This is a genomic window from Streptosporangium sp. NPDC048047 (genome assembly GCF_040653115.1).
In the GTDB taxonomy this organism is placed as follows: Bacteria; Actinomycetota; Actinomycetes; order Streptosporangiales; family Streptosporangiaceae; genus Streptosporangium.
Map to the genome: position 1 here is coordinate 92,071 of NZ_JBEZNH010000017.1, position 21,737 is coordinate 113,807.

At 72.7% G+C, this 21,737-nt stretch carries 19 protein-coding genes; 9 read left to right on the forward strand and 10 right to left on the reverse strand.

Features of this window, described 5'->3' with window-relative positions; all coding sequences use genetic code 11:
• Positions 1–19: 19 nt before the first annotated feature.
• Entirely contained in the window at positions 20–1,375 is a 1,356-nt protein-coding gene (locus AB0D67_RS17515) for a hypothetical protein (RefSeq protein WP_362935911.1), read from the forward strand.
• Positions 1,376–1,569: 194 nt separating this feature from the next.
• On the opposite strand, the gene AB0D67_RS17520 is transcribed toward AB0D67_RS17515, so the two are convergent.
• From AB0D67_RS17520 to AB0D67_RS17530, 3 genes are all read right to left on the reverse strand, one after another.
• A complete protein-coding gene (locus tag AB0D67_RS17520; RefSeq protein WP_362935914.1) occupies positions 1,570–2,016 on the reverse strand; it encodes a sterol carrier family protein in 447 nt (148 codons plus the stop codon).
• A gap of 115 nt (positions 2,017–2,131) precedes the next feature.
• On the reverse strand, positions 2,132–2,818 hold the full coding sequence (locus AB0D67_RS17525; protein WP_362935917.1) for a response regulator transcription factor: 687 nt from the start codon (positions 2,816–2,818) through the stop codon (positions 2,132–2,134).
• Positions 2,819–2,996: 178 nt separating this feature from the next.
• The gene (locus tag AB0D67_RS17530) at positions 2,997–3,956 is read right to left on the reverse strand and encodes a histidine kinase (protein WP_362935920.1); all 960 of its coding nucleotides are present in this window, start codon (positions 3,954–3,956) and stop codon (positions 2,997–2,999) included.
• A gap of 208 nt (positions 3,957–4,164) precedes the next feature.
• Between AB0D67_RS17530 and AB0D67_RS17535 the strand changes: the two genes are divergently transcribed.
• The 3 genes from AB0D67_RS17535 (at position 4,165) to AB0D67_RS17545 (ending at position 6,550) form a co-directional block, all read left to right on the forward strand.
• Complete coding sequence (locus AB0D67_RS17535; RefSeq protein ID WP_362935923.1) at positions 4,165–4,893, forward strand: ATP-binding cassette domain-containing protein; 729 nt, start codon at positions 4,165–4,167, stop codon at positions 4,891–4,893.
• Complete coding sequence (locus tag AB0D67_RS17540) at positions 4,890–5,651, forward strand: ABC transporter permease (protein ID WP_362935926.1); 762 nt, start codon at positions 4,890–4,892, stop codon at positions 5,649–5,651. Before AB0D67_RS17535 ends, AB0D67_RS17540 begins: the two co-directional genes overlap by 4 nt.
• Before the next feature lie 146 nt (positions 5,652–5,797).
• The gene (locus AB0D67_RS17545) at positions 5,798–6,550 is read left to right on the forward strand and encodes a hypothetical protein (RefSeq protein ID WP_362935929.1); all 753 of its coding nucleotides are present in this window, start codon (positions 5,798–5,800) and stop codon (positions 6,548–6,550) included.
• Positions 6,551–6,736: 186 nt separating this feature from the next.
• Here the strand turns inward: AB0D67_RS17545 and AB0D67_RS17550 are convergent, their stop codons facing one another.
• Positions 6,737–7,204: a hypothetical protein gene (locus AB0D67_RS17550; RefSeq protein WP_362935932.1), complete on the reverse strand. Its 468-nt coding sequence runs from the start codon at positions 7,202–7,204 to the stop codon at positions 6,737–6,739.
• Positions 7,205–7,970: 766 nt separating this feature from the next.
• Positions 7,971–9,629 (reverse strand): DHA2 family efflux MFS transporter permease subunit, encoded by a 1,659-nt coding sequence (locus tag AB0D67_RS17555; protein ID WP_362935935.1) that lies wholly within the window; start codon positions 9,627–9,629, stop codon positions 7,971–7,973.
• 82 nt (positions 9,630–9,711) lie between these two features.
• On the opposite strand from AB0D67_RS17555, the gene AB0D67_RS17560 reads away from it, so the two are divergent.
• On the forward strand, positions 9,712–10,371 hold the full coding sequence (locus AB0D67_RS17560) for a TetR family transcriptional regulator (protein ID WP_362936014.1): 660 nt from the start codon (positions 9,712–9,714) through the stop codon (positions 10,369–10,371).
• Here the strand turns inward: AB0D67_RS17560 and AB0D67_RS17565 are convergent.
• Positions 10,302–11,996 carry an MFS transporter gene (locus AB0D67_RS17565; protein WP_362935938.1) on the reverse strand — a complete coding sequence of 565 codons (1,695 nt, stop codon included), beginning with the start codon at positions 11,994–11,996 and terminating at the stop codon, positions 10,302–10,304. The two genes, AB0D67_RS17560 and AB0D67_RS17565, sit on opposite strands and share 70 nt — an antisense overlap.
• Positions 11,997–12,183: 187 nt before the next feature.
• On the opposite strand from AB0D67_RS17565, the gene AB0D67_RS17570 reads away from it, so the two are divergent.
• Positions 12,184–13,215 (forward strand): hypothetical protein, encoded by a 1,032-nt coding sequence (locus tag AB0D67_RS17570; RefSeq protein WP_362935941.1) that lies wholly within the window; start codon positions 12,184–12,186, stop codon positions 13,213–13,215.
• Between the two features lie 350 nt (positions 13,216–13,565).
• On the forward strand, positions 13,566–14,966 hold the full coding sequence (lpdA, locus tag AB0D67_RS17575; RefSeq protein ID WP_362935944.1) for a dihydrolipoyl dehydrogenase: 1,401 nt from the start codon (positions 13,566–13,568) through the stop codon (positions 14,964–14,966).
• Between the two features lie 206 nt (positions 14,967–15,172).
• Here the strand turns inward: lpdA and purL are convergent, their stop codons facing one another.
• The 4 genes from purL to purS form a co-directional block, all read right to left on the reverse strand.
• On the reverse strand, positions 15,173–17,428 hold the full coding sequence (gene purL, locus AB0D67_RS17580) for a phosphoribosylformylglycinamidine synthase subunit PurL (protein WP_362936017.1): 2,256 nt from the start codon (positions 17,426–17,428) through the stop codon (positions 15,173–15,175).
• A 23-nt stretch (positions 17,429–17,451) separates the two neighbouring features.
• Positions 17,452–18,135: a phosphoribosylformylglycinamidine synthase subunit PurQ gene (purQ, locus tag AB0D67_RS17585; RefSeq protein WP_362935947.1), complete on the reverse strand. Its 684-nt coding sequence runs from the start codon at positions 18,133–18,135 to the stop codon at positions 17,452–17,454.
• A gap of 218 nt (positions 18,136–18,353) precedes the next feature.
• Positions 18,354–18,794, reverse strand: a complete 441-nt coding sequence (locus AB0D67_RS17590) for an ATP-binding protein (RefSeq protein ID WP_362935950.1) — start codon at positions 18,792–18,794, stop codon at positions 18,354–18,356.
• Between the two features lie 316 nt (positions 18,795–19,110).
• Positions 19,111–19,365 carry a phosphoribosylformylglycinamidine synthase subunit PurS gene (gene purS, locus AB0D67_RS17595; protein WP_362935953.1) on the reverse strand — a complete coding sequence of 85 codons (255 nt, stop codon included), beginning with the start codon at positions 19,363–19,365 and terminating at the stop codon, positions 19,111–19,113.
• A gap of 287 nt (positions 19,366–19,652) precedes the next feature.
• Here purS and pdhA point away from each other — a divergent pair, with 287 nt between their 5' ends.
• Complete coding sequence (pdhA, locus tag AB0D67_RS17600; RefSeq protein ID WP_362935956.1) at positions 19,653–20,756, forward strand: pyruvate dehydrogenase (acetyl-transferring) E1 component subunit alpha; 1,104 nt, start codon at positions 19,653–19,655, stop codon at positions 20,754–20,756.
• Positions 20,753–21,736, forward strand: a complete 984-nt coding sequence (locus tag AB0D67_RS17605; protein ID WP_362935960.1) for an alpha-ketoacid dehydrogenase subunit beta — start codon at positions 20,753–20,755, stop codon at positions 21,734–21,736. Before pdhA ends, AB0D67_RS17605 begins: the two co-directional genes overlap by 4 nt.
• The last annotated feature ends 1 nt before the right edge of the window (position 21,737 follow it).

Sequence of the window (21,737 nt, forward strand, 5' to 3'; positions counted from 1 at the left end):
TAGCGTCGGGAGAAGAGACGTGACAACACCTGAGGATCCGCACCGGCCCGACCCCCGGCGGGAGCCGGAGGAGGAGGGCCCGGAGGAGACCCGGCCGCGTTCTCCGGAACCGGACGTCCCCGACGAGGACACCGGGTGGCCGCCGGTCTCCACCCCCTCGGAGCCCACGCTGCCGGGTCACCCGGACGTGCCCGCCGCCCCGGAGGTCCCCGAGCCGATCCGCTCGGAGCCGGAGGGCGCCGCCGCGCCGGGTGGGCCGCCTGACGTCCCGCCCGAGCGGCCGGAGCCCGAACGGCCCGGGAGCGAACGGCCGGAGCCCGGACGACCCGAGACCGGACGGCCGGAGCCCGAACGGCCCGAGACCGGACGACCCGAGCCCGAAGGGCCGGAGACCGAGCGGCCGGAGACTCCCTATGTGGTGCCGGGTTCCACCCCGTCCGCCTACCCCGGGTGGGAGAGCGCGCCCGAGGGGACGGCCCACGAGCCGTTCGGCGAGCCGGGCGCGCCGCCGGTCGCCGCGCAGCCCTCCCGCTTCGAACCCCCGCCGGGCGGGGAGGAAAGACCGGGCGGGACGGAACGACCGGGCGGAGCGGAACGGCCGGGTGAGTGGGATGAGCCGGAGCGGCCGGGTGGGCGTGCCGAGGCGGGTGGAACAGGAGGACCGGGCGGAGTGAACGAGCCGAGCAGAGCCGGTGAACCGGGTGAGAGCGCAGGGCAGGGCGGAGCAGGCGGACAGGGCGGAGCGGGCGGACAGGGTGGAGCGGGTGAACCCGGCCGGGCCGTGCCACCGCCACCGGACGAGGAGCCGGGCCGGAGCGCCGCACCCCCGCCGGGCGGCGGGCCGTACGAAGGCGCTCCGCCGCACGAGGGGACTCCGCCCTACCAGGGGGCCCCGCCGTACCAGGGAGCCCCGCCGTACCAAGGGGTTTCCGGCTACCCGGAGAGAGGCGCGGGGGAGACATCGGCCTATCCGGCCGCGGGCGGCGGCGAGCCGTACGGGACGGGCGGCGCCTACCCGGGATCGACGCCCTACCCGGCGTATCCCGGAGGTCAGTGGGCGCCGGAGAAGCCGAAGACGGGGCTCGGCACCGCCGCGCTCGTGCTCGGCATCGTGAGCCTCTTCCTGCTCCTGGTGTGCGGCCTGGGCGTGCTGACGGCCGTGGTCGGACTGGTGATCGGCATCGTCGCGGTGGCGAAGAACTCCGGCCGAGGCCGCGCCTGGGCGGGCATCATCCTGAGCGCGCTGACCCTGATCATCGCTGTGATCCTCCTGAGCTGGCTCTACAGCAAGGTCGGTGACTGCGCGAACCTGCCACCGGAACTCCAGCGGCAGTGCATCGAGGACCGGCTCGGCATCCAGGTGAGCACGCCGTGACCACCGGACGGCGGCCATGAGGCGACCGTGGCGGTCGTGAGGTGACCGTGGCGGCCGTGAGATGACTGTGACAGCCGTGACATGGCCGTGACGGTCGTGAGATGGCTGTGACGGTCGTGAGGTGGCCGTGGCGGTCGCGAGGTGACTGTGACGGCCGTGAGGTGGCCGCGACGCCGTGACCGCCGTGCGACCCGTCAGGACACCGGGAGATGCGCCGACAGGTCGGCCCTGGCCCCGCTCGCGGAGACCTTCCCGGCGGCCATGGCCTCGGCCCATGTCGCCCGTCCGGTGGCGAGCTCCAGCCAGGTCCGCGCGTCGGTCTCGATCACGTTCGGCGGGGTGCCGCGGGTGTGCCGGGGTCCTTCCACGCACTGCACGGCGGCGTACGGCGGGACCCGCACCTCGACGGTCCGCCCGGGAGCCTCCGCCGCCAGCCGGTCCAGCAGGTGCCGTACGGCCAGCCGCGCGATCTCCCGCTCGGGCCGCAGACCGCGGTCGTAGGCCCGCAGCACCACCGGCACGCACGCGGCCAGCAGCGCCGCGGGGCTCTCCGGCCCGTCGTAGGGCGGCTCGTCGAGCGCGGAGAGCTGGGCGTCCAACGCGGCGCGTACCTTGGCGGGATCGGGCTTGTGAGGTGGCACGCCCCCATCATGCCCGTCCCCGGGACGGTGACCGGTGGGACACAGGCCACCGTCCCGGGGACGGGAGCGGTGCGGCAGAGGAGTCGCCTCGGCCTCACGCCCGTCCGCGGAGGGGTCAGGCTCCGGCGCGGGGGGTCACGAGCCCGTGATCGTAGGCGGCGATGACGAGGTGGACCCGGTCCCGCGCGCCGAGCTTGGCGAGCAGGTGGGAGATGTGGGTCTTCACGGTCTTGACGGAGATCGTGAGGTGGTCCGCGATCTCCCCGTTGGAGAGCCCTGCGCCGATGAGCGCGAGTATCTCGACCTCCCTGGCGGTGAGCGCGCCGACCGGCGCCTGCTCGCGGACGGCCGGCGTCCTCAGGTAGTGCTCGACGAGCCTGGTGAGGATCGAGGGGGCGAAGAGCGCCTCGCCGGAGTGGGCGCGCCGGATCGCGGCGATGAGCTCGCCGGGCTGGATGTCCTTGAGGAGGAACCCGGACGCCCCGGCGCGGAGGGCCTCGTGGACGTACTCGTCGAGTTCGAACATGCTGAGCACGAGGACCCGGGTCGCCGTCAGAAGCGGGTCGGCGCATATCCGGCGGGTGGCCTGGATGCCGTCGAGCACGGGCATCCGCACGTCCATCAGCACGACGTCGGGGCGGGCGGCCCGGACGGCGGTGAGCGCGCCGACGCCGTCGTCGGCCTGGCCCACGACCGTGAGGCCGGGGTCGTGGTCGATGACCATGGCGAGGCTGCGCCGGAGGAGCGGCTGGTCGTCGACGAGCACGACCCGGATCGGGGGGTCACCGCCGTCCGCGGTCATGCCGCCTCCTCGCCAGGGATCACGTCGCCTCTCCTCCCGCGGTCACGCCGCCTTCGTTCGCGGTCATGCCGCCTCTTCGCCCGGCATCACGCCGTCTCTCCGTCCGTGGCCATGCCGCCTTCTCGCCCGGCATCACGTCGCCTCTCCGTCCGTGGTCATGCCGCCTTCTCGCCCGGCATCACGTCGCCTCTCCGTCCGGGATGCGGGCGGTGACGTGGAAACCGTGCCCGGCGCGCTCCGCTCCGAGGACGCCGCCGAGCGCGGACACCCGCTCGTTCAGCCCGAGCAGGCCGTGACCGGCGCCGGGCCTGGCCGTCCAGTGGCCGATGGGTCCGTCGTCGTCGACGGTGACGACGACGGTGCCCGCGTCGCGGCGGAGACGCACCCGGACATCGGTGGGGCCGGCGTGCCGCGCGGCGTTGTCGAGGGACTCACGGATCACCTTGCACACCGCCAGCTGGACGCCCGGCGACACCTCCCCGACCGGTTCGAGGTCGAGCCGGACGCGCAGCCCGGCGAGCCGCGCGGCCCGGACGATCCCGGGGACCCGGCTCAGGTCCTCCACGGGGTCGAGGGTCTCGGGCCCGTCGGTCCGGCGGAGTACGGCGAGCATGCGGCGCAGCTCGGTGGTGGCGTGCCGGCTCGCCTCCTCGATGTCAGCCAGAGCCTCCCGCGCCTCGCGGGCGGCGACGCCACAGGCGGTGCCACAGGCGGTGCCACAGGCGGTGCCACGGGCCGCGTCACCGGTGGTGTCATGGACCGCACCACGGGCCGCGTGACGGGCGGTGTCACCGGCGTCGATGACGTGCCGGGCCGCGGCGGCGCGGACGGTGACGAACCCGAGGCCGTGGGAGACGATGTCGTGCAGGTCGCGGGCGACGCGCAGCCGTTCGACCAGCACCGCCTCGGATGCCGCCCACTCCGTGAGCCGGGCCTCGTGGGCGGCGCGCTCGGCGCGGCCCCGGCGGACGGCCCACACCGCGACGCCGAACGCCGTCACCGTGATCACCAGGGGCATGACGACCGCGAGGGGCCCTCTCGCCCCGACCGCGAGGAGGGCCACGGCCAGTACGGCGAAAGCCGTCCCGGCGAGATATCGCACACGTGACCGCCACACCGGCCGTCCCGGAGTGTTCATCGCCCCGATCCTACGGTTCGCCCGCCCCGGCGGCATCGGACCGGGGTCTGACGTTCCGTGGGCCGAGCCCGTCCCGGCGGGCCCGCTCCGGGACCGATGCGCCCACCCGGGTGGGGGCCGTTGGCTGGGTTCCGTGGATCCCCGCCGTGTCGGGGGTCCACGGAACGGAGCCCAGGGACGGCGACGATCCGGCGACGACGGGAGACACATGATCACGATCGACCAGGTCAGCAAACGGCGGGGGAGCAAGCGGGTCCTCACCGAGGTCGGCTTCGAGGCCCGCCCCGGACGGGTGACCGGGTTCCTCGGCCCGAACGGGGCCGGGAAGTCGTCCACCCTGCGCATCCTCCTCGGCTTGGACCGCCCCGACGCCGGGGTCGCCCTCGTGGCGGGGCGGCCGTTCGCCCGGTTGCGCCGGCCCCTGACGACGGTGGGCGCGGTGCTCGACGGCAGCGGCGCGCACCGCTCCCGCACCGGCCGCGGGCACCTGCGCTGGATCGCCGCCTCCAACGGGCTGCCCCGTGCCCGGGTGGACGAGGTCCTCGACCTCGTCGGTCTCACCGAGGCCGCCGGGCGGCGTGTGGGCGGCTACTCGCTCGGGATGGGCCGGCGCCTCGCCCTCGCGGCGGCCCTGCTGGGCGATCCGCCGGTGCTGGTGCTCGACGAGCCGGTCAACGGGCTCGACCCCGAGGGCATCCGCGCGCTCCGCGGGCTCCTCCGGGACCGCGCCGCGGCCGGCGGGACCGTGCTGCTGTCCAGCCACCTCATCGGCGAACTGGCCGAGACCGTCGACGACGTCGTGGTCATCGACCGCGGACGTGTCGTGGGGCTCGGCACCCTCGCCGAGGTCACCGGCGCCCACCGCAGCCTTGAGGACGCGTTCTTCGCCCTCACCTCGGGCGCGGATCTCCGAGCCGGGTACGGGGGCCGGCCGTGAGAGCGCTCCACGCGGAACTCCGCAAGCTCTCCGGGATCCCGTCGGCGTGGGTGGCGGTCGTGGTCGGCCTGGTCGTTCCCTTCGCCATCGCGGCCCTCAACGCCGGGGCACGGAACTTCGGCCGGGCCGCGGGGGGCTCCGACCCGGCCGGCGTCGACGCCGGGTTCCAGGAACTGGCCTTCGGCGTCATCGGCGTGATCATCCTCGGGGTCGTCGCGGCGAGCAGCGAGTACTTCGCCGAGGGAGGGGACTCGGCGGGCAGCCGGCAGATCACGGCGAGCCTGACCGCGGTGCCGTCCCGCGTCGGGTTCCTCGCCGCGAAGGCGGGCGCTCTGGCGTTGTCCGCCGCCGTCCTCGCCGCCGTCTCCACGGCGGCCACGCTCGCCGTCAGCCGGGCCGCGTCCGGAGGACCCGCGGCGCCGCTCGTCCTCGCGGACGCGCCGCGTGCCCTCGGCGTGGTCGCCTACTGGGTGCTGACCGCGCTGCTCGCCCACGGCCTCGCCCTCCTCACCCGCGGCGGCGTGGTGCCCCTCGTCGTGCTCATCCTGAACACCTCCGTCGTCAGCGTCACCTACCTGCTGACCCGGGTCACACCTCTGGCGAACTACCTGCCCGACATGGCCGGGGCACGGATGTTCATCCGGACGTTCCGGTCGTCCGTGGAGATCACGCCCCTCGTCGGCGGCGCCGTCATGGCCGCCTGGACCCTCGCGCTGCTCGGTGTCGCCGCCGCCGTCTTCCTCCGGAGGGACGCGTGACCGCCGCCGGCCGGTTTCCGGAGCCGGGCCCTTCCGGCAGGTCCGGCTCGGCTGATCCTTCGGGTGGATCGGGCGGATCCGGTGGATCAGGTGGATCCGAGATGTCCGGCAGGCCTGATCCATCGGGCGTGTCCGGAATATCAGGTGTGTCCGGCTCGCGCGCCGCGGCCCGCACGTTCCACGCGGAGGTCCTGAAGCTCCTCACCCTCCCGGCGCTGTACCTGACGGCCTCGGTCACCTGGGCGGCCACCCCGCTCCTCGCGGTCGCGTACGTCTCGGCCGCCGCCCGGGGAGGAGGCGGGCCCGGCACGGGTCAGGACGCGGGTCTGGCCCCGGTCGGATACGCGCAGGCCGGGTTCGTCGTCCTCGGCGTCCTCGCCGCCGCCTCCGAGTACCGGGGCGGGCAGATCAGGACGACGTTGACGTGCGTCCCCCGCCGGGTCGAGGCGCAGCTCGCGAAGGCGGCGGCCCTCGCCGTGACGGCCCTTCCCGTCGCCGTGGCGACCGCCGCGTCCGGCGTCCTCGCCGCCCACGCCGCGCATGCTCCGCCGTACGGCGCCGCCGTGCCGGTGGACGTGCCGGGAGCGGTCCGGGCCGTGGCGGGGGCGACCGCTTACCTCGTCCTCACCGTGCTGCTCTCCTCCGCCGTCGCGACGTTGACGCGCGGGACGATTCCGGCCGTCACGGTGCTCCTCGGGCACTACTTCGTCGTCGGCCCCTATCTGGACGGCCGGACCGCACTCGCCGCGTACCTGCCCGGCACCGCCGGTCTGTGGCCCGGCGGCGGCGCGGACGTCGGCGGGGTGCTGGGCACAGGGGGGAGGTGGGTCGTCGTCACCGGGTGGACCGTCGCCGCGCTCTGCGTCGCGATCGTCTCGTTCCGGCGCCGAGACGCGTAGGGTCCCGGCGCACGGCCGCATCGCCGGACTCCGCACCGTCATATGGCCGCACCGCCGTACAGTCGCGCCCTCGGATCCGGCCGCGCCTCCGTACCGTTGTACGGGCGCGCCGCCGGGTCCCGTCCGTGCGGTGCGGCCCGCCCGGCTGACGGCTTCCGGGTTCACCGCTCCGGGAGGCGCCGGGCGTCAGGAGAGGTGCCGGCCCGCCGGAGGTTTCGGGTCGGCGGCGCACCGGACGAGCCGGAGACACGGATCGAAGAACTGCCAGATGCTGAACCTGCGGAGGATCAGGGGCGCCGAGTCCCGGCCGACCACCCGGATGTGCCTGATGCGGGTCCTGAGGTTCATCGTGACCTTCACGCACTTCAGGCAGACCTCGTGGAAGCCCGGCAGGGCGTAGTAGGAGATCTGGGCGGCGCGGTGTCCCAGACCTCTGTTCGACAGGCCCAGTCCGACCTCCCGGTAGATCCGGCGTGACCCCTTCAGGTTGAAGGCGGTCGAGCCGATGAGCGCGTGGTTCGCCGTCTTGGGACAGTGCACGAATATCCGGACGCTGCTTGCCTGACGGGGGTCGAAGGGCAGGACCCGGAGCGATGGGACCTTCCTCAACAGCCTGGGGATGTGGTTGCGTCCCCCGGTGAACGGTGTGGACACCGTCTGGTCGATCCGCGCCCTGACGTAGGCCGTGCTCGTGGCGCTGGCCGTGGCCGTGGCGGTGGCGCTCGCACTGGCACTGGCACTGGCGCTCGGACTAGGGCTGGCACTGGTACTGGCACTGGCACTGGCATTGGCGCTCGGACTGGCACTGGCACTGGGACCGGCGCTCGGGGTGGCGCTCGCGCTTGAGCTCATGCCCGGATCGGCGCTCACACCGGCGCCCGTGCCGACGCGAGGGGTTTCACTCCTCCGGGCACCGGGGCCGGTGCCCGGACGCCGGCCCGCGCCGGGACCGGCGCCGGGGTTCGTGAGCGCTCTCGAACGGTTCGTGAGCGTTCCCGGGCGGTTTGCGAGTGCTCCCGGGCGGTTCGCGAGCGCTCCGGGGCTGGGGGCGGGAACAGCCGCGGAGCCGGGTGCGAGTGCGCCGGCGACCGGGGCGGTGCCGGGCCAGGCCACGACGGCCGGGACCGCCAGGAAGGCGGCGGCCACCCCGGCGCCGACGACGAGACGCATGCGATCCTCCTGCCCGGACGGGTGCCCGTGCCGGTGGAGTGCTTCCGCCGGGCACGGCACGGGTGACGGTGGAGGGTGCTTCGCCGGGGCCGCGCTCCGCGGGTCTCCGCCATGGCGTGGATCCACGGCCCGGGCCCCGGGCGATCCGGGCGAGAGCGCCCGGATCATCGCCCTGACCAGGCTGTTCGTCTTAATTATGTGCGCCCTGTCGCGAAAAAAGGGGAGGCACGCTGATCCGGCGTGCCGCGCCCTACCCGATCGGCGCCCCGGCGTTCGCGGTCCCGGCGGGCTCGGCTCCGGCTCCGGCTCCGGCTCCGACTCCGGCCCCGGCGGGCTCGGCTCCGGCGGGCTCGGCTCCGGACACCGTTCCGGCTCCGGCCAAGGTTCCGGCGGGCTCGGCCCCGGGCACGGCTCCGGTCGCCGTCTCCGCTTCGGTCCGGGATCCGGTGGCTTCCGCGGGCTCGGATCCGGAGGCGACGGCCCGGGGTCCGGTGGCCCCGGCGGGCTCGGCTCCGGGGACGGAGGGCCGGGCCGTCCGCAGGGCGAAAAGGCCGATCGGCACGCCGGCCAGCACGATCGCCGCCGACACCACCAGCGCGTACCCGTAGGCGTCCAGGAAGGCCGCCGCCGGGGTGGCGCCGTCCGCGAGAAGCGAGCCCTGCCGGGTGCTGAGGATCGCGCCGAGGACCGTGACGCCGAGCAGCCCGAACACCTGCCGGGAGACGTTCAGCGCCCCCGAGGCGACCCCGGCGCGGCCGGCGGGCAGCGTGCCCAGGATGGCGGTGGTCAGCGGCACCAGCAGTCCGGCGCCGAGCCCGTAGAGCACGAACCACGGCAGCAGGTCGGCGAACGAGCCGCCCTCCCCGATGAAGGAGATCCCGAAGACCGCCACGGCCATCAGCAGCATCCCCGCGGCCACGGTGCGCGCGGTCCCGAGCCGTACGGTGACCCGGGGCGCGACCGCCGCGACCACCGACATGACCAGCGCCATCGGCACGAACGACGCCCCGGCCTCGGTGGGTGAGAATCCCAGCGCGTTCTGCAGGTACAGCGCGGTGAAGAAGTAGATCCCGAACACCGCGAACGACCACAGCCCCGTCACCAGGGTGCCGCCGCTGAACACCCGTGACCGGAACAGGGACAGGTCGATCATCGGTTCGGACGTCCGGAGCTCGACCGTGACGAAGACCAGCGCCGATGCCAGCGCGAGGCCGAACGCGCCGAGGATCTCCGGCGAGGTCCAGCCGGTCTTCCCGCCCTCGATGAGGGCGTACGTCAGGGAGACCATCGCCAGGCTCGACGTGACGATGCCGGGCAGGTCGAGGCGGCGCCGTACCGGATCCCGGGGGGTGGCCGCGATGGCCCACAGGCCGAGCCCGAAGGCCGCGATCCCGATCGGGACGTTGATCAGGAAGATCCACCCCCAGTGCCACCGCTCGCTGATCAGCCCGCCGGTCAGCGGCCCCAGGGCCATGGCCAGCGCGCCGACCGCGCTCCACAGGCCGACCGCGTTCGCGCGCTCTTTGGGATCGGGGAAGACCGTGGTCAGCAGGGCGAGGGCGGTGGGCGCCAGGAGGGCTGCGCCGACGCCCTGGAGCACCCGGGTGGCGGTCAGCACGCCGCCGTCCGTGGCCAGGCCGGCGGCGAGGGAGGACAGGGTGAAGGCGGTGAGGCCGATCAGGAAGACCCGCCGCCGCCCGAACAGGTCGGCCAGCCGTCCGCCGGCCAGCATCAACCCGGCCGAGACGAGGACGTACACGCTCACGACCCATTCCAGGCCCGAGACGTCCAGTGAGAGGTCCCGCTGGATCGTCGGCAACGCGACGTTGACCACGTTGTTGTCCAGATAGGTCATGAAGGTGGCGAGGGAGATCGCCCCCAGTGCCCACCACCTGCGGTCTTGCGACATGTCAGCTCCTCTACGCTGTACTTGTACGGTGTACATGTACAGCGCATAGTGGAACCTGTACCGCGTATAGTTGTCAAGCGTGATGGGAAAACTGACGCGTGAGGCGGTCGTCGAGCGGGCGCTGGAGATCGGTGACGCCGAAGGGCTTCAGGCGGTCACCATCCGGCGGCTCGCCCAGGAGCTGGGCGTCACGCCGATGGCGCTGTACTGGCACTTCAAGAACAAGGAGCAACTGGTGATCGGCATGGCCGACCACCTGGTCGAGGGCTTCGAGATCACCCACGACGGCTCCCGCGCGTGGCAGGAGCAGCTCCGCGAACTCGTCGGCCGCCTGATCCGGGTGCTGCGGCGTCACCCCTGCGCGGAGGACGTGCTGAAGGAGGTCGACAAGATGGACGTGCCGGCCTTCCTGCGGGTGTGGGACACCGCCCTCGGCCTGGCCCTGCGCGCCAGGTTCGGCCCCCAGGAGAGTTGCCTGATCACCCGGTACATCCTCCAGGGGGCCATCGCCCTCGCCGGAGGCTCGACGGAGCACTTCCCGGACAGGCCGGACGAGGAGCGCGAGGAACGCGTCCGCCTCAAGCGCGTCCGCTTCCAGTCGCTTCCGCCGGACGCCTACCCGACCATCGTGCGGATGGCCGAACCCCTCTCCGAGGGAGGCGACGCCGAGCTCTACGACGCGTTCGGCGTGGACCTGCTGCTGTCCGGCATCGAGTCGATGGCGGCCCGGCTCGGCGACTGAGCGCCGTACGTCCCGGACGTGCCGTACGCCCCGGACGATCCGGACGGCCCTCCGCCGTTCCCGCCGCGCCGCCGCGGCCGGGCGAGCGCCGCGCACGCGGCCCCGCACAGCGCGACGCCCAGCAGCACGGCGTAGGTGTTGCGGAAGCCGGTCATCAACTGCTCCACGGCGGCGGGAGAGACACGGGAGAGCGTGCCCGCGTACACCCGGTCGCGCAGCTCGGCGCTGACCGGCCCGGTCAGCACGCTCAGCGTGAGCGCGACGCTGAGCACGATCCCGACGTTCATGATCATGAGCCGGAAACCGTTCACCAGGCCGAGGTTGCCGGCCGGCAGCGCGGCCATGACCTGGGTGGTGTTGCCGGTGAGGAACGTCCCGCTGCCGCACCCGCACAGGAACAGTCCCACCCCCACGACCCAGTACGGCGTGCCCGGCGCGGCGGACGGCATCAGTACGGCGAGCCCGGCGGCGCTCAGCAGCGCCCCTCCGACGGACAGCGCGTGCGGGGAGATCCGGCGGCCCAGGGCGCCGGCGAGCGGTGAGGCGACGGCCATGCCGACCGGGACCGGCAGCACGGCCAGGGCGGCGGTGATCGGCCCGGCGTCCCTGGCGGCCCGGAAGTAGAGGGCGGCCAGCAGGATGAGCGACGCGCGGGCCAGCGCGTTGCAGAACGAGGCGGCGTTGGCGAAGGCCAGCATGCGCTCACCGAACAGCCGGACGTCGAGCACCGGCCGCGCGGCCCGGCGCTCCACCGCCACCAGCACCGGCACCAGGACCACCGCGACGACGGCGCCGGCGAGCGCGACGGGGCTGGACGGGCCGCGCGACCCCGCCTCAGACAGCGCGACGAGCGCGGCCGACAGCATGGCGAAGACGACCAGGTTCCCGGCCGCGTCCACCGGCTCGCGGGGGCCGGGGGCGACCCGGCGCAGCACGAACGAGCCCCAGACGAGGGCGAGCAGGCCGGCGGGGACGTTCATCCAGAAGATCCAGCGCCAGCCCGCCGTCTCGGCGACCAGGCCGCCCAGCGTGGGGCCGGCGAGCTGGGCGACGGAGAGGGTTCCGATGTAGACGCCCATGCCCTGGCTGAGCCGGTCGGGCGGGAAGGCGGCGGTGATGATCACCGTTCCGTTGGCCAGGATCATCGACGCCCCGATCGCCTGCACGGCCCGCATGGCGATCAGGAACCACACCCCCGGGGAGAGCCCGGCCAGCAGCGACCCCGCGGTGAAGAGCGCGAAGCCCGCCAGGTAGACCTCCCTGCGCCCGAGCAGGTCGGCCACCCGGCCGAAGAACACCAGACTGGCGGTGTTGACCAGCATGAAGGCCAGCAGGATCCACCCCGCGGCGAACGCGTCGGCGTGGAAGTGCCCGACAACCTCGGGGAGCGCCACGTTGAGCGTGTTCCCCGCCACGCCGATCAGCACCAGGCCGAGTCCGGTCACGGAGCAGACCAGCCACGCGTGACGGAGCCGGGCGGCGTACTCGGGCGAGCCCGGCGTGTCCCGCGGGTCCGGCGTGTTCCGCAGGTCCGGTGCGTTCCGCAGGTCCGGTGTGTCCGGTGTGTCCGGCGGGTCCGAGGCTGCCCGGTCGCCGGGACGCGGGTCCTGGGGGGCGGAGACCATGCCGCCAGTCTGACGTACGGCGCGTCGGCGGCGCGGCCCCGGCGGCCAGGCCGGACCGTAGCCGGTGGGCGACATACGGTGATGCCGAACTGTGATGTTTGCCACGTCATCTTTTGGAACGGTTCAAACGTGTATCAGGCGTATCCATAGATCACGCCAGTCCCTGGCGTCGCAGAAAGGAAGCCCAGTGGCTATCAAGTTGCCGGGCAGGCGCGCGATCACCGTCACGGCCGTCGGAATGCTGGCCGGAACGATGCTGACGGTCGGTGGCGGCAGCGCCGTCGCATCCTCGGCGGGCGAGGAGATCCACGCGTGCGTGAACAAGAAGACGCGCTACGCGCGCATCGTCAACGCCTCGGCCAGGTGCCGGATCACCGAGGTCCGGGTGACCTGGGGCGGGGAGGGCGGCGGCTCCCAGACCGTGAGCACCGCCGGCCCGCAGGGTCCCCAGGGCCCGCAGGGCAGGCCCGGTCCCGCCGGTCCGCAGGGTCCCCAGGGGCCGCGCGGCCTCCAGGGCAAGCAGGGCGAGCCGGGCACCCCCGGCAAGGAGGGTGCGCCCGGAGCCAAGGGCGAGCAGGGTCTGCCTGGCAAGGACGGCCTGCCCGGCAAGGATGGCGCTCCCGGCAAGCACGGTGAGCGCGGCCTCCAGGGTCCCCGCGGCCTCCAGGGCGAGCGCGGTCTTCCGGGCAAGGACGGTCTTCCGGGCAAGGACGGCGCTCCCGGCAAGCAGGGTGAGCAGGGCCCGCAGGGCAAGCCGGGCCAGGACGGCAAGCCGGGGCAGGACGGCAAGCAGGGCCCCCAGGGCCTGCCCGGCAAGGACGGCAAGGACGGTCAGGACGGCGGCCTGGCGGCGGTCACGACCCGCAGCCAGAGCCAGACCTTCAAGAGCGACGGATCCGTCTCGGTGAGCTGCCAGACCGGCGAGCTGGCCACCGGCGGCGGTTACTCCATCAGCGGCAACGACAACTTCTCGATCGTGGCGTCGATGCCCAGCGGGAACGGCTGGACGGCGAAGGTCAACAAGACCGGCCTCTTCCTCTCCGGGAACGGCTCCGAGGAGTCCGCCAAGAGCAGCTCCGCCGACTCCACCGGCTCCGCCAAGAGCTCCTCCACCCCCAACCCCACCCCGGGGGCCGGCGGCAAGGCGCAGGGCCTTGCCGCGCAGACCTTCACCTCCGCCACGGTCACCGTCTACGTGGTCTGCGCCAAGAAGGGCTGACACCCCGTACAGGATCGATGCCCATGAACAGGCGACGCTCCGGGCGTGAGCGTCTCGCGCGCCGTATGTGACGACCGGCCGGGTCTCCTTTCGGAGGGGAGAGGCGACCCGGCCGGTCCCGTGCCCACCGCGCCCACCGTGTCTACCGCGGCCGTCGAAGGCCCGTGGACGGGCTGTGGACGGACGACATGCCACCCGGCCGGTCTCGTCGGGCAGGCGGGACCGGCCGGCGGTTCCGGTGCTCGGGAGTGAGGACGCCCGCCGGTTCCGGTGCCCGCGGGCATGTGGTTCCGCCGGTCTGTCCGACCACCCGGCGTTATCCGGTCGGAGCGTTGACTATTGTCCGGTTCATGAGCTCTCACTATGACGTCGTCGTTCTCGGTGCCGGCCCCGGCGGATACGTGGCCGCCGTCCGGGCCGCCCAGCTGGGCCTCCGCACCGCGATCGTCGAGGAGCGGTACTGGGGCGGTGTCTGCCTCAACGTGGGGTGCATCCCCTCCAAGGCCCTGCTGCGCAACGCCGAACTGGCCCACCTGTTCACCCACGAGGCCAAGACGTTCGGCATCCAGGTCGACGGCCAGGTCACCTTCGACTACGGCGCCGCCTTCCAGCGCAGCCGCAAGGTGGCCGACGGACGCGTCAAGGGCGTCCACTACCTGATGAAGAAGAACGGCATCACCGAGTACGACGGGCGCGGCACCTTCACCGACGCCAACACGATCGAGGTGGCCAAGAGCGACGGCGGCACCGAGACGGTGACGTTCGACCACTGCATCATCGCCGCCGGCGCGACCACGAGGCTGCTGCCGGGCACCTCGGTGAGCGACCGGGTCGTGACCTACGAGGAGCAGATCCTCACCGAGAAGCTCCCCGAGAGCATCATCATCGCCGGGGCGGGCGCGATCGGTGTCGAGTTCGCCTACGTGATGCGCAACTACGGCGTCAAGGTGACGATCGTGGAGTTCCTCGACCGCATCGTCCCGCTGGAGGACGAGGAGGTCTCGGCGGAGCTGGCCAAGCGCTACAAGCGGCTCGGCATCGAGGTGCTGACCTCGACGCGGGTGGAGTCCATCGACGAGTCGGGCGACAAGGTGCGCGTGACGGTCTCGCGGGACGGCTCGCAGCAGGTCCTGGAGGCCGACAAGGTCATGCAGGCGATCGGCTTCCAGCCGCGCGTCGAGGGCTACGGGCTGGAGCGGACCGGGGTCGCGCTGACCGAGCGCGGGGCCATCGAGATCGACGGCCGGTGCCGTACGAACGTGCCGCACATCTTCGCCATCGGCGACGTGACCGCCAAGCTGATGCTCGCGCACACGGCCGAGGCCATGGGCGTCATCGCGGCGGAGACCATCGGCGACGCCGAGACGATGGAGCTCGACTACGTCATGATCCCGCGGGCGACGTACTGCCAGCCGCAGGTCGCCAGCTTCGGCTACACCGAGACGCAGGCCCGGGAGCTGGGCTACGACGTCAAGGTCGCGAAGTTCCCCTTCACCGCCAACGGCAAGGCCCACGGCCTGGGCGACGCCACCGGGTTCGTCAAGCTCATCAGCGACGCCCGGTACGGCGAGCTGATCGGCGCCCACATGATCGGCCCGGACGTCACCGAGCTGCTGCCCGAGCTGACCCTGGCCCAGCAGTGGGACCTCACGGTCCACGAGGTGGCCCGCAACGTCCACGCCCACCCCACGCTCAGCGAGGCGGTCAAGGAGGCGGTCCACGGGCTCGCCGGCCACATGATCAACATGTGAGGCATCCGGGGGAGGCCGCCGGAGACGGCAGGGGAGGCGCGGGCCCGGCCCGCGCCTCCCCTTCGCTTTCTCCGGAGGGCCGCCTTCCTCGGGGGCCGCCTTCTTCCGGAAGGCCGGCTCATTCCTGAGAGCCGCCTTCTTCCGGGAGGGGCCGGCCCTCAGGAAGCGGTCGGCCCCTCCCGGAAGACCGGCCCCTTCAGGGAAGATCAGCCGAAGATGCCCGGCAGGGTGGCCTCGTGGGTCTCCCGCAGCTCGGCGACCGGGATGGCCGGCACGCCCTCGACGGCCAGCGAGGAGCCGCTGGTGACGCCCAGGTTCAGGCAGGGCACCTCGTGGGCGGCGCACAGCTCGGCGAAGGCGTCGAAGGACTCGGGCCGCACCGTCACCAGCGCGCGCGCCGGCGACTCGCTGAACAGGTCGGTGAACGCGTCGTCACCCGGCAGCGAGACCGAGCAGCCGACGCCGTGGGCGAGGACGGCCTCGGCCAGCGCGACGGCCAGCCCGCCGTCGGACAGATCGTGCGACCCGGTCAGCAGGCCCTGGGCGGCGGCGTCGGTCAGGACGCGGGCGAGGGCGCGCTCGGCCTCCAGGTTCGCCTGGGGCGGCAGGCCGCCGAGGTGGCCGTGGAGGACGTGGGCCCACTCCGAGCCGCCGAACTCCGGAAGGGTGTCACCCAGCAGGACGACCCGGTCGCCCTCGCCGGTGAAGCCGTTCCTGACCCGCAGGGCCACGTCGTCGATCACGCCCAGCACGCCGACGACCGGGGTCGGGTGGATCGCGGTGGTGCCCGTCTGGTTGTAGAACGACACGTTCCCGCCGGTCACCGGCACGCCGAGGGTCTTGCAGGCGTCGGCCAGGCCGCGAGTGGCCTCGGCGAACTGCCACATGACCTCCGGGTCCTCCGGGGAGCCGAAGTTCAGGCAGTCGGTCACCGCGAGCGGCCGCGCGCCGGTCACGGCGACGTTGCGGTACGCCTCCGACAGGGCGAGCTGGGCCCCGGCGTAGGGGTCGAGACGGGCGTAGCGGCCGTTGCCGTCGGTGGCCAGCGCGATGCCCCGGACCGTCTCCTCGGCGCCCGGCATGACCTCGCTGATCCGCAGCACGCCCGCGTCGGCGGGCTGGGCCAGCACGGTGTTGCCCCGGACGTAGCGGTCGTACTGGGAGGTCACCCACTCCTTCGACGCGAGGTTCGGCGAGCCGAGCAGCGTGAGCAGCGTCGCCCGCAGATCGTCGGGGCGCGGCAGGCGGGCAGGGTCGTCGGCGTTCAGTGCGGCCTGGCCGGCGGGCTCGTGGAACGGCCGCTCGTAGACCGGGCCCTCGTCGGCGGCGGTGCCCGGAGGGATGTCCACGATGGTCTCGCCGTACCAGGTCATCACCAGCCGGCCGCCGTCGGTGACCTCGCCGATGACGGTGGCGGGGATGTCCCACTTGGCGCAGATCGCCATGAAGGCGTCGATGTCGTCGGGGGTGACGACCGCCATCATGCGCTCCTGCGACTCGCTCATCAGGATCTCCTCGGGCCGCAGCGACGGATCGCGCAGCGGGACGAGGTCGAGCCGGACGTCCATGCCGCCGGTGCCCTTGGCCGCGAGTTCGGTGGTGGCGCAGGAGACGCCGGCCGCGCCGAGGTCCTGGATGCCGACGACCACGTCGGCCTGGTACAGCTCCAGGCAGCACTCGATCAGCAGCTTCTCCATGAACGGGTCGCCGACCTGGACGCTGGGCCGCTTGGCCTGCGACTCGTCCTCGAAGGTCGCGCTGGCCAGCACGGACGCGCCGCCGATGCCGTCGGGGCCGGTCAGCGCGCCGAACAGCACGACCTTGTTGCCCGGCCCGGGGGCGGTGGCCAGCTTGATCTGGTCCTTGCGGAGCAGGCCCACGCACAGGGCGTTGACCAGCGGGTTGCCGATGTAGCAGGGGTCGAAGACGACTTCGCCGCCGATGTTGGGCAGGCCCAGGCAGTTGCCGTAGTGGCTGATGCCCTCCACCACGCCGGGCAGCACCCGCCGGGTGTCGGGGGCGTCGGCCGCGCCGAACCGCAGGGCGTCCATCACCGCGATCGGCCGGGCGCCCATCGACATGATGTCGCGGACGATGCCGCCGACGCCGGTCGCCGCGCCCTGGTGCGGCTCGACGTACGACGGGTGGTTGTGCGACTCGATCTTGAAGGTGGCGGCCCAGCCGTCGCCGATGTCCACCACGCCGGCGTTCTCGCCCATGCCGACGAGCAGCGCGTCGGAGGCGGGGGCCTTGGCGCCGAACTGGCGCAGGTGCACCTTGGAGGACTTGTAGGAGCAGTGCTCGCTCCACATGACGCTGTAGATGGCCAGCTCCGAGCTCGTCGGGCGGCGGCCGAGGATCTGCCGGACCCGCTCGTACTCGTCGGTCTTCATGCCCAGCTCGGCGTACGGCTGGCGCTCGTCGGGGGTGTCCTCGGCCCGCTTGACGGTGTCGAGGGTCACGCCGTGCTCGCCGGGTCGCTCGCTCACAGGTTCACCAGCCTCTTCAGGATCGAGGAGAAGAATCCGCGGCCGTCCGTGCTCGGGGCGCCGGTGAGGTCCTCGACCGCGTGCTCGGGGTGGGGCATGAGGCCGACGATGTTGCCCGCCTCGTTGCGGATGCCCGCGATGTCGTTCATGGAGCCGTTGGGGTTGCCCCCGGCGTAGCGGAAGACGACCTGGCCGCCGGCCTCCAGCGCCGCCAGGGTCGCCGCGTCGGCGACGTAGCGGCCCTCGCCGTGCTTGATCGGCAGCACGATCTCCTGGCCCTCGGTGAAGTCGGAGGTCCAGGGGGTGCCGGTGCTCTCGACGCGGACGCGCTGGTCCCGGCAGATGTAGTGGAGCCCGGCGTTGCGCATCAGCGCGCCGGGCAGCAGGTGGGCCTCGCAGAGGATCTGGAAGCCGTTGCAGGTGCCGAGGACCGGGAGCCCGGCCCTCGCGGCGGGGATCAGCTCCTCCATCAGCGGCGCGAACCGGGAGATGGCCCCGCACCGGAGGTAGTCGCCGTAGGAGAACCCGCCGGGCAGGAAGACCGCGTCCACCCCCTTGAGGTCGGGGTCCGCGTGCCAGAGCGGCACGGCCTCGCCACCGGCGTGCCGTACGGCACGGGCCGCGTCCTGATCGTCAAGAGTCCCGGGAAAAGTGACGACGCCCACGCGGGCAGCACTCATGGCAGCGTTCCCCTCCACAAACGAGCGCCGCGCCGGCCGTCTCACCCAGCGGACGGCGGTCTGCGGCGGTGCGCCCAGGCTATCCGCTCGCCGGAGATGAGGACGCACGGGATCCGTCCGATCGCACAACCCGCCGCATTCCACGGAGGCGCGCCTTGGAGGATCGCACAAACCATCCCTGTCAGGTCACATCCGGAAAGGCCCGGCCGTACGGCGGGTCAGACGGCGGCGAGCGCCCGCTGGCGGGGGATGACCGGCTCGTCGTCCCAGGCCAGGTGCTTGCACAGGTGCACGGTGGTCCCCCGGCCGGGGGTGATGCCGAAGGAGATCTCGTCCACCACGGCCTGCATGATCAGGATGCCCCGGCCGTGCTCGGCGTCCGTCGGGGGATACTGCTCGGGCATCCTCGGCAGCCCGTGGCCGCGGTCGATGATGCGGACGTCGCAGCGGCCGTGCCCGATCGAGACCTCGACCAGATAGCGGTTGGCGGGCCCGCCGTGGCGGACCGCGTTGGCGCATGCCTCGGTCACCGCGAGGAGGATGTCGGAGACGCAGCTCTCGGCGACGCCGAGCGAACGCAGGGCGTCGCCCAGCGCCCGCCGGACCATGGGAATACCCATGGCCTCCCTCGGCAGTGCCAGTGAGAACTCGATATCCACCGGATTCCTCCCGGGGCCAGACGTCACCCTGTCAAGGCTTCCCCACAGATTCCGGGCTAACCGCAAAATAACCCTGATCTTATTTAGCGTTGGTCAAGCCGTGGGATTACGGCCATCCATCGCGGAACCCTCCCGGAGGAATGCCGCGTGAACCGCGCCGTCGTGACACGGCGCGGTCCGGCGGGCGGAACACGCCGCCCGGCGGCGTCATCTCCGGCTCCCGCCACGGCCCGCGACCCGCGACCCGCGGAACGGCAGAGGGTCCTACGCCTCGGCCCGCGACCCGCGGAACCGGCTCGCGGACCGGCAGGGGGCCCTACGACTCGGCCGGCTCCACGGTGACGGTGTAGTCCTCGATCACGGTGTTGGCCAGCAGGGTCTCGGCCATCTTCCGGACGTCGGCGAGCGCGGCGTCGTCGGCGGGGCCGTCGAGTTCGACCTCGAACCGCTTGCCCTGCCGTACCGAGGCGACGCCGGAGAAGCCCAGCCGCGGCAGCGCGCGGGCGATCGCCTGACCCTGCGCGTCGAGAATCTCGGGCTTGAGCATGACGTCGACGATGACGCGCGCCACGGTGTTCCTCCTGCTGGGAGCGGGGACGGATCGGGGCCTCAAGCGTAGCCGCCCGCGACGGCGACTCGTCGCCGGGCCGGGCGTCCCCGGGCGGGCGTAAGCGGGGCGCCTGTCGGGAACGGGGAGCTTATGGATGCCGGGCCAGGTCTTGCGCATGGGTATGTGACCTCTGCCACGATGTCCACAAACGCATACGAACCACCATCATTCGGTTCGCATGCTTCCCTGACCGGCCGGGCAGAGGCGGAGAACCCGTCCCGACGGCCCCGAGCACACAGGAGAGGCGCGTGACAACCGAGGCCCCTCGTGGTGCGGAAGCACCCCCGGAACTCGTCCAGCTGCTGACCCCCGAAGGCGAACGGGTCGAGCATCCCGACTACGACATCGATCTGACCCCCGAGGAGGTCCGCGGCCTGTACCGGGACCTGGTCCTGGTGCGCCGCGTCGACCTGGAGGCGGTCGCCCTGCAACGCCAGGGAGAGCTGGGGATCTGGGCCTCGCTGCTCGGCCAGGAGGCGGCGCAGATCGGCTCGGGCAGGGCGCTCGCCGAGTCGGACATGGTCTTCCCGACCTACCGCGAGCACGGCGTGGCCTGGTGCCGGGGCGTCGACCCGGTCAACCTCCTCGGCCTGTTCCGCGGGGTCAACCACGGCGGCTGGGACCCCGCCGAGCACAACTTCCACCTCTACACCATCGTGATCGGCAGCCAGACCCTGCACGCCGTCGGCTACGCCATGGGCGTCCAGCGCGACGGCGCCGTCGGGGAGAACGGCGCCGCCACGATCGCCTACTTCGGCGACGGCGCCACCTCCCAGGGGGACGTGAACGAGTCGTTCATCTGGGCGTCGGTGTTCAACGCGCCGGTCGTGTTCTTCTGCCAGAACAACCAGTGGGCCATCTCCGAGCCGCTGGAGAAGCAGTCGCGGATCCCGCTGTACCGGCGGGCCAGCGGCTTCGGCTTCCCCGGCGTCCGGGTCGACGGCAACGACGTCTTCGCCTGCCTGGCGGTCACCCGCAAGGCGCTGGCCGACGCCAGGTCCGGGCAGGGCCCGATGATGATCGAGGCGTTCACCTACCGGATGGGCGCCCACACCACCTCCGACGACCCGACCCGCTACCGCCTGGCCGACGAGCTGGAGGCGTGGAAGCTCAAGGACCCGATCGAGCGGGTCCGCGCCTACATGTTCAAGAACCGGATCGCCGACCAGGACTTCTTCGACGCGATCGACGCCGAGGCCGACGAGCTGGGTCGTGACGTGCGCAAACGCTGTCTCGAACTGCCCGATCCGGAGCCCCTGGCCATCTTCGACCACGTCTACGCCGAGCCGCACCGGCTGATGGACGAGGAGCGCGCTCAGTTCGCCGCCTACCTGGAGGGGTTCGAGGGATGACGACTCTCACGCTGGCGAAGGCGCTCAACGAGGGCATGCGCAAGGCCATGGAGGACGACCCCAAGGTCCTCGTCATGGGCGAGGACGTGGGCAAACTCGGCGGGGTGTTCCGGGTCACCGACGGGCTGCAGAAGGACTTCGGCGAGCAGCGGGTCATCGACACCCCCCTGGCCGAGTCCGGCATCATCGGCACCGCGATCGGCCTGGCGCTGCGCGGCTACCGCCCGGTCTGCGAGATCCAGTTCGACGGCTTCGTCTTCCCGGCGGCCGATCAGATCATCACCCAGCTCGCCAAGATGCCGCTGCGTTCGCTGGGCAAGCTGAAGCTACCCGTCGTCGTGCGCATCCCCTGCGGCGGCGGCATCGGCGCGGTGGAGCACCACAGCGAGTCCCCCGAGGCGTACTTCACCCACACCGCCGGCCTGCGGGTCGTGGCCTGCTCCAACCCCGCCGACGGCTACACGATGATCCAGCAGGCGATCCGGTGTGAGGACCCCGTCATCTTCTTCGAGCCCAAGCGGCGCTACTGGGAGAAGGCCGACGTCGACACCTCCGCCCCCTCCGACGGCTGGACGCCGTTCGACCAGGCCCGCGTCGTACGGCCCGGCGCCGACGCCACCCTGCTGGCGTACGGCCCCATGGTGCGGACCTGCCTGGAGGCCGCGGCGGCGGCCGAGGAGGACGGCCGCTCCGTGGAGGTCGTCGACCTGCGCTCGCTCAACCCGCTGGACATCGACCGGGTCGCCGAGTCGGTCGTCAGGACCGGGCGCTGCGCGGTGGTGCACGAGGCGCCGGTCTTCAACGGGTTCGGCGCGGAGATCGCCGCCCGGCTCACCGAGCGGTGCTTCTACAACCTGGAGGCCCCGGTGCTGCGCGTCGGCGGGCCGTCCACGCCGTACCCTCCCTCCCGGCTGGAGGACCACTACCTGCCCGACCTGGACCGGGTCCTCGACGCCGTCGACCGCCTGTTCGCGTTCTGAG

Bases quoted from the DNA above. Each gene is read 5' to 3' on its own strand.
- AB0D67_RS17525 (WP_362935917.1), bottom strand. From the start codon at position 2,818: ATGACCGCGGACGGCGGTGACCCCCCGATCCGGGTCGTGCTCGTCGAC.
- AB0D67_RS17530 (WP_362935920.1), bottom strand. From the start codon at position 3,956: ATGAACACTCCGGGACGGCCGGTGTGGCGGTCACGTGTGCGATATCTC.
- AB0D67_RS17535 (WP_362935923.1), top strand. From the start codon at position 4,165: ATGATCACGATCGACCAGGTCAGCAAACGGCGGGGGAGCAAGCGGGTC.
- AB0D67_RS17555 (WP_362935935.1), bottom strand. From the start codon at position 9,629: ATGTCGCAAGACCGCAGGTGGTGGGCACTGGGGGCGATCTCCCTCGCC.
- AB0D67_RS17560 (WP_362936014.1), top strand. From the start codon at position 9,712: ATGGGAAAACTGACGCGTGAGGCGGTCGTCGAGCGGGCGCTGGAGATC.
- AB0D67_RS17565 (WP_362935938.1), bottom strand. From the start codon at position 11,996: ATGGTCTCCGCCCCCCAGGACCCGCGTCCCGGCGACCGGGCAGCCTCG.
- lpdA (WP_362935944.1), top strand. From the start codon at position 13,566: ATGAGCTCTCACTATGACGTCGTCGTTCTCGGTGCCGGCCCCGGCGGA.
- purQ (WP_362935947.1), bottom strand. From the start codon at position 18,135: ATGAGTGCTGCCCGCGTGGGCGTCGTCACTTTTCCCGGGACTCTTGAC.
- AB0D67_RS17605 (WP_362935960.1), top strand. From the start codon at position 20,753: ATGACGACTCTCACGCTGGCGAAGGCGCTCAACGAGGGCATGCGCAAG.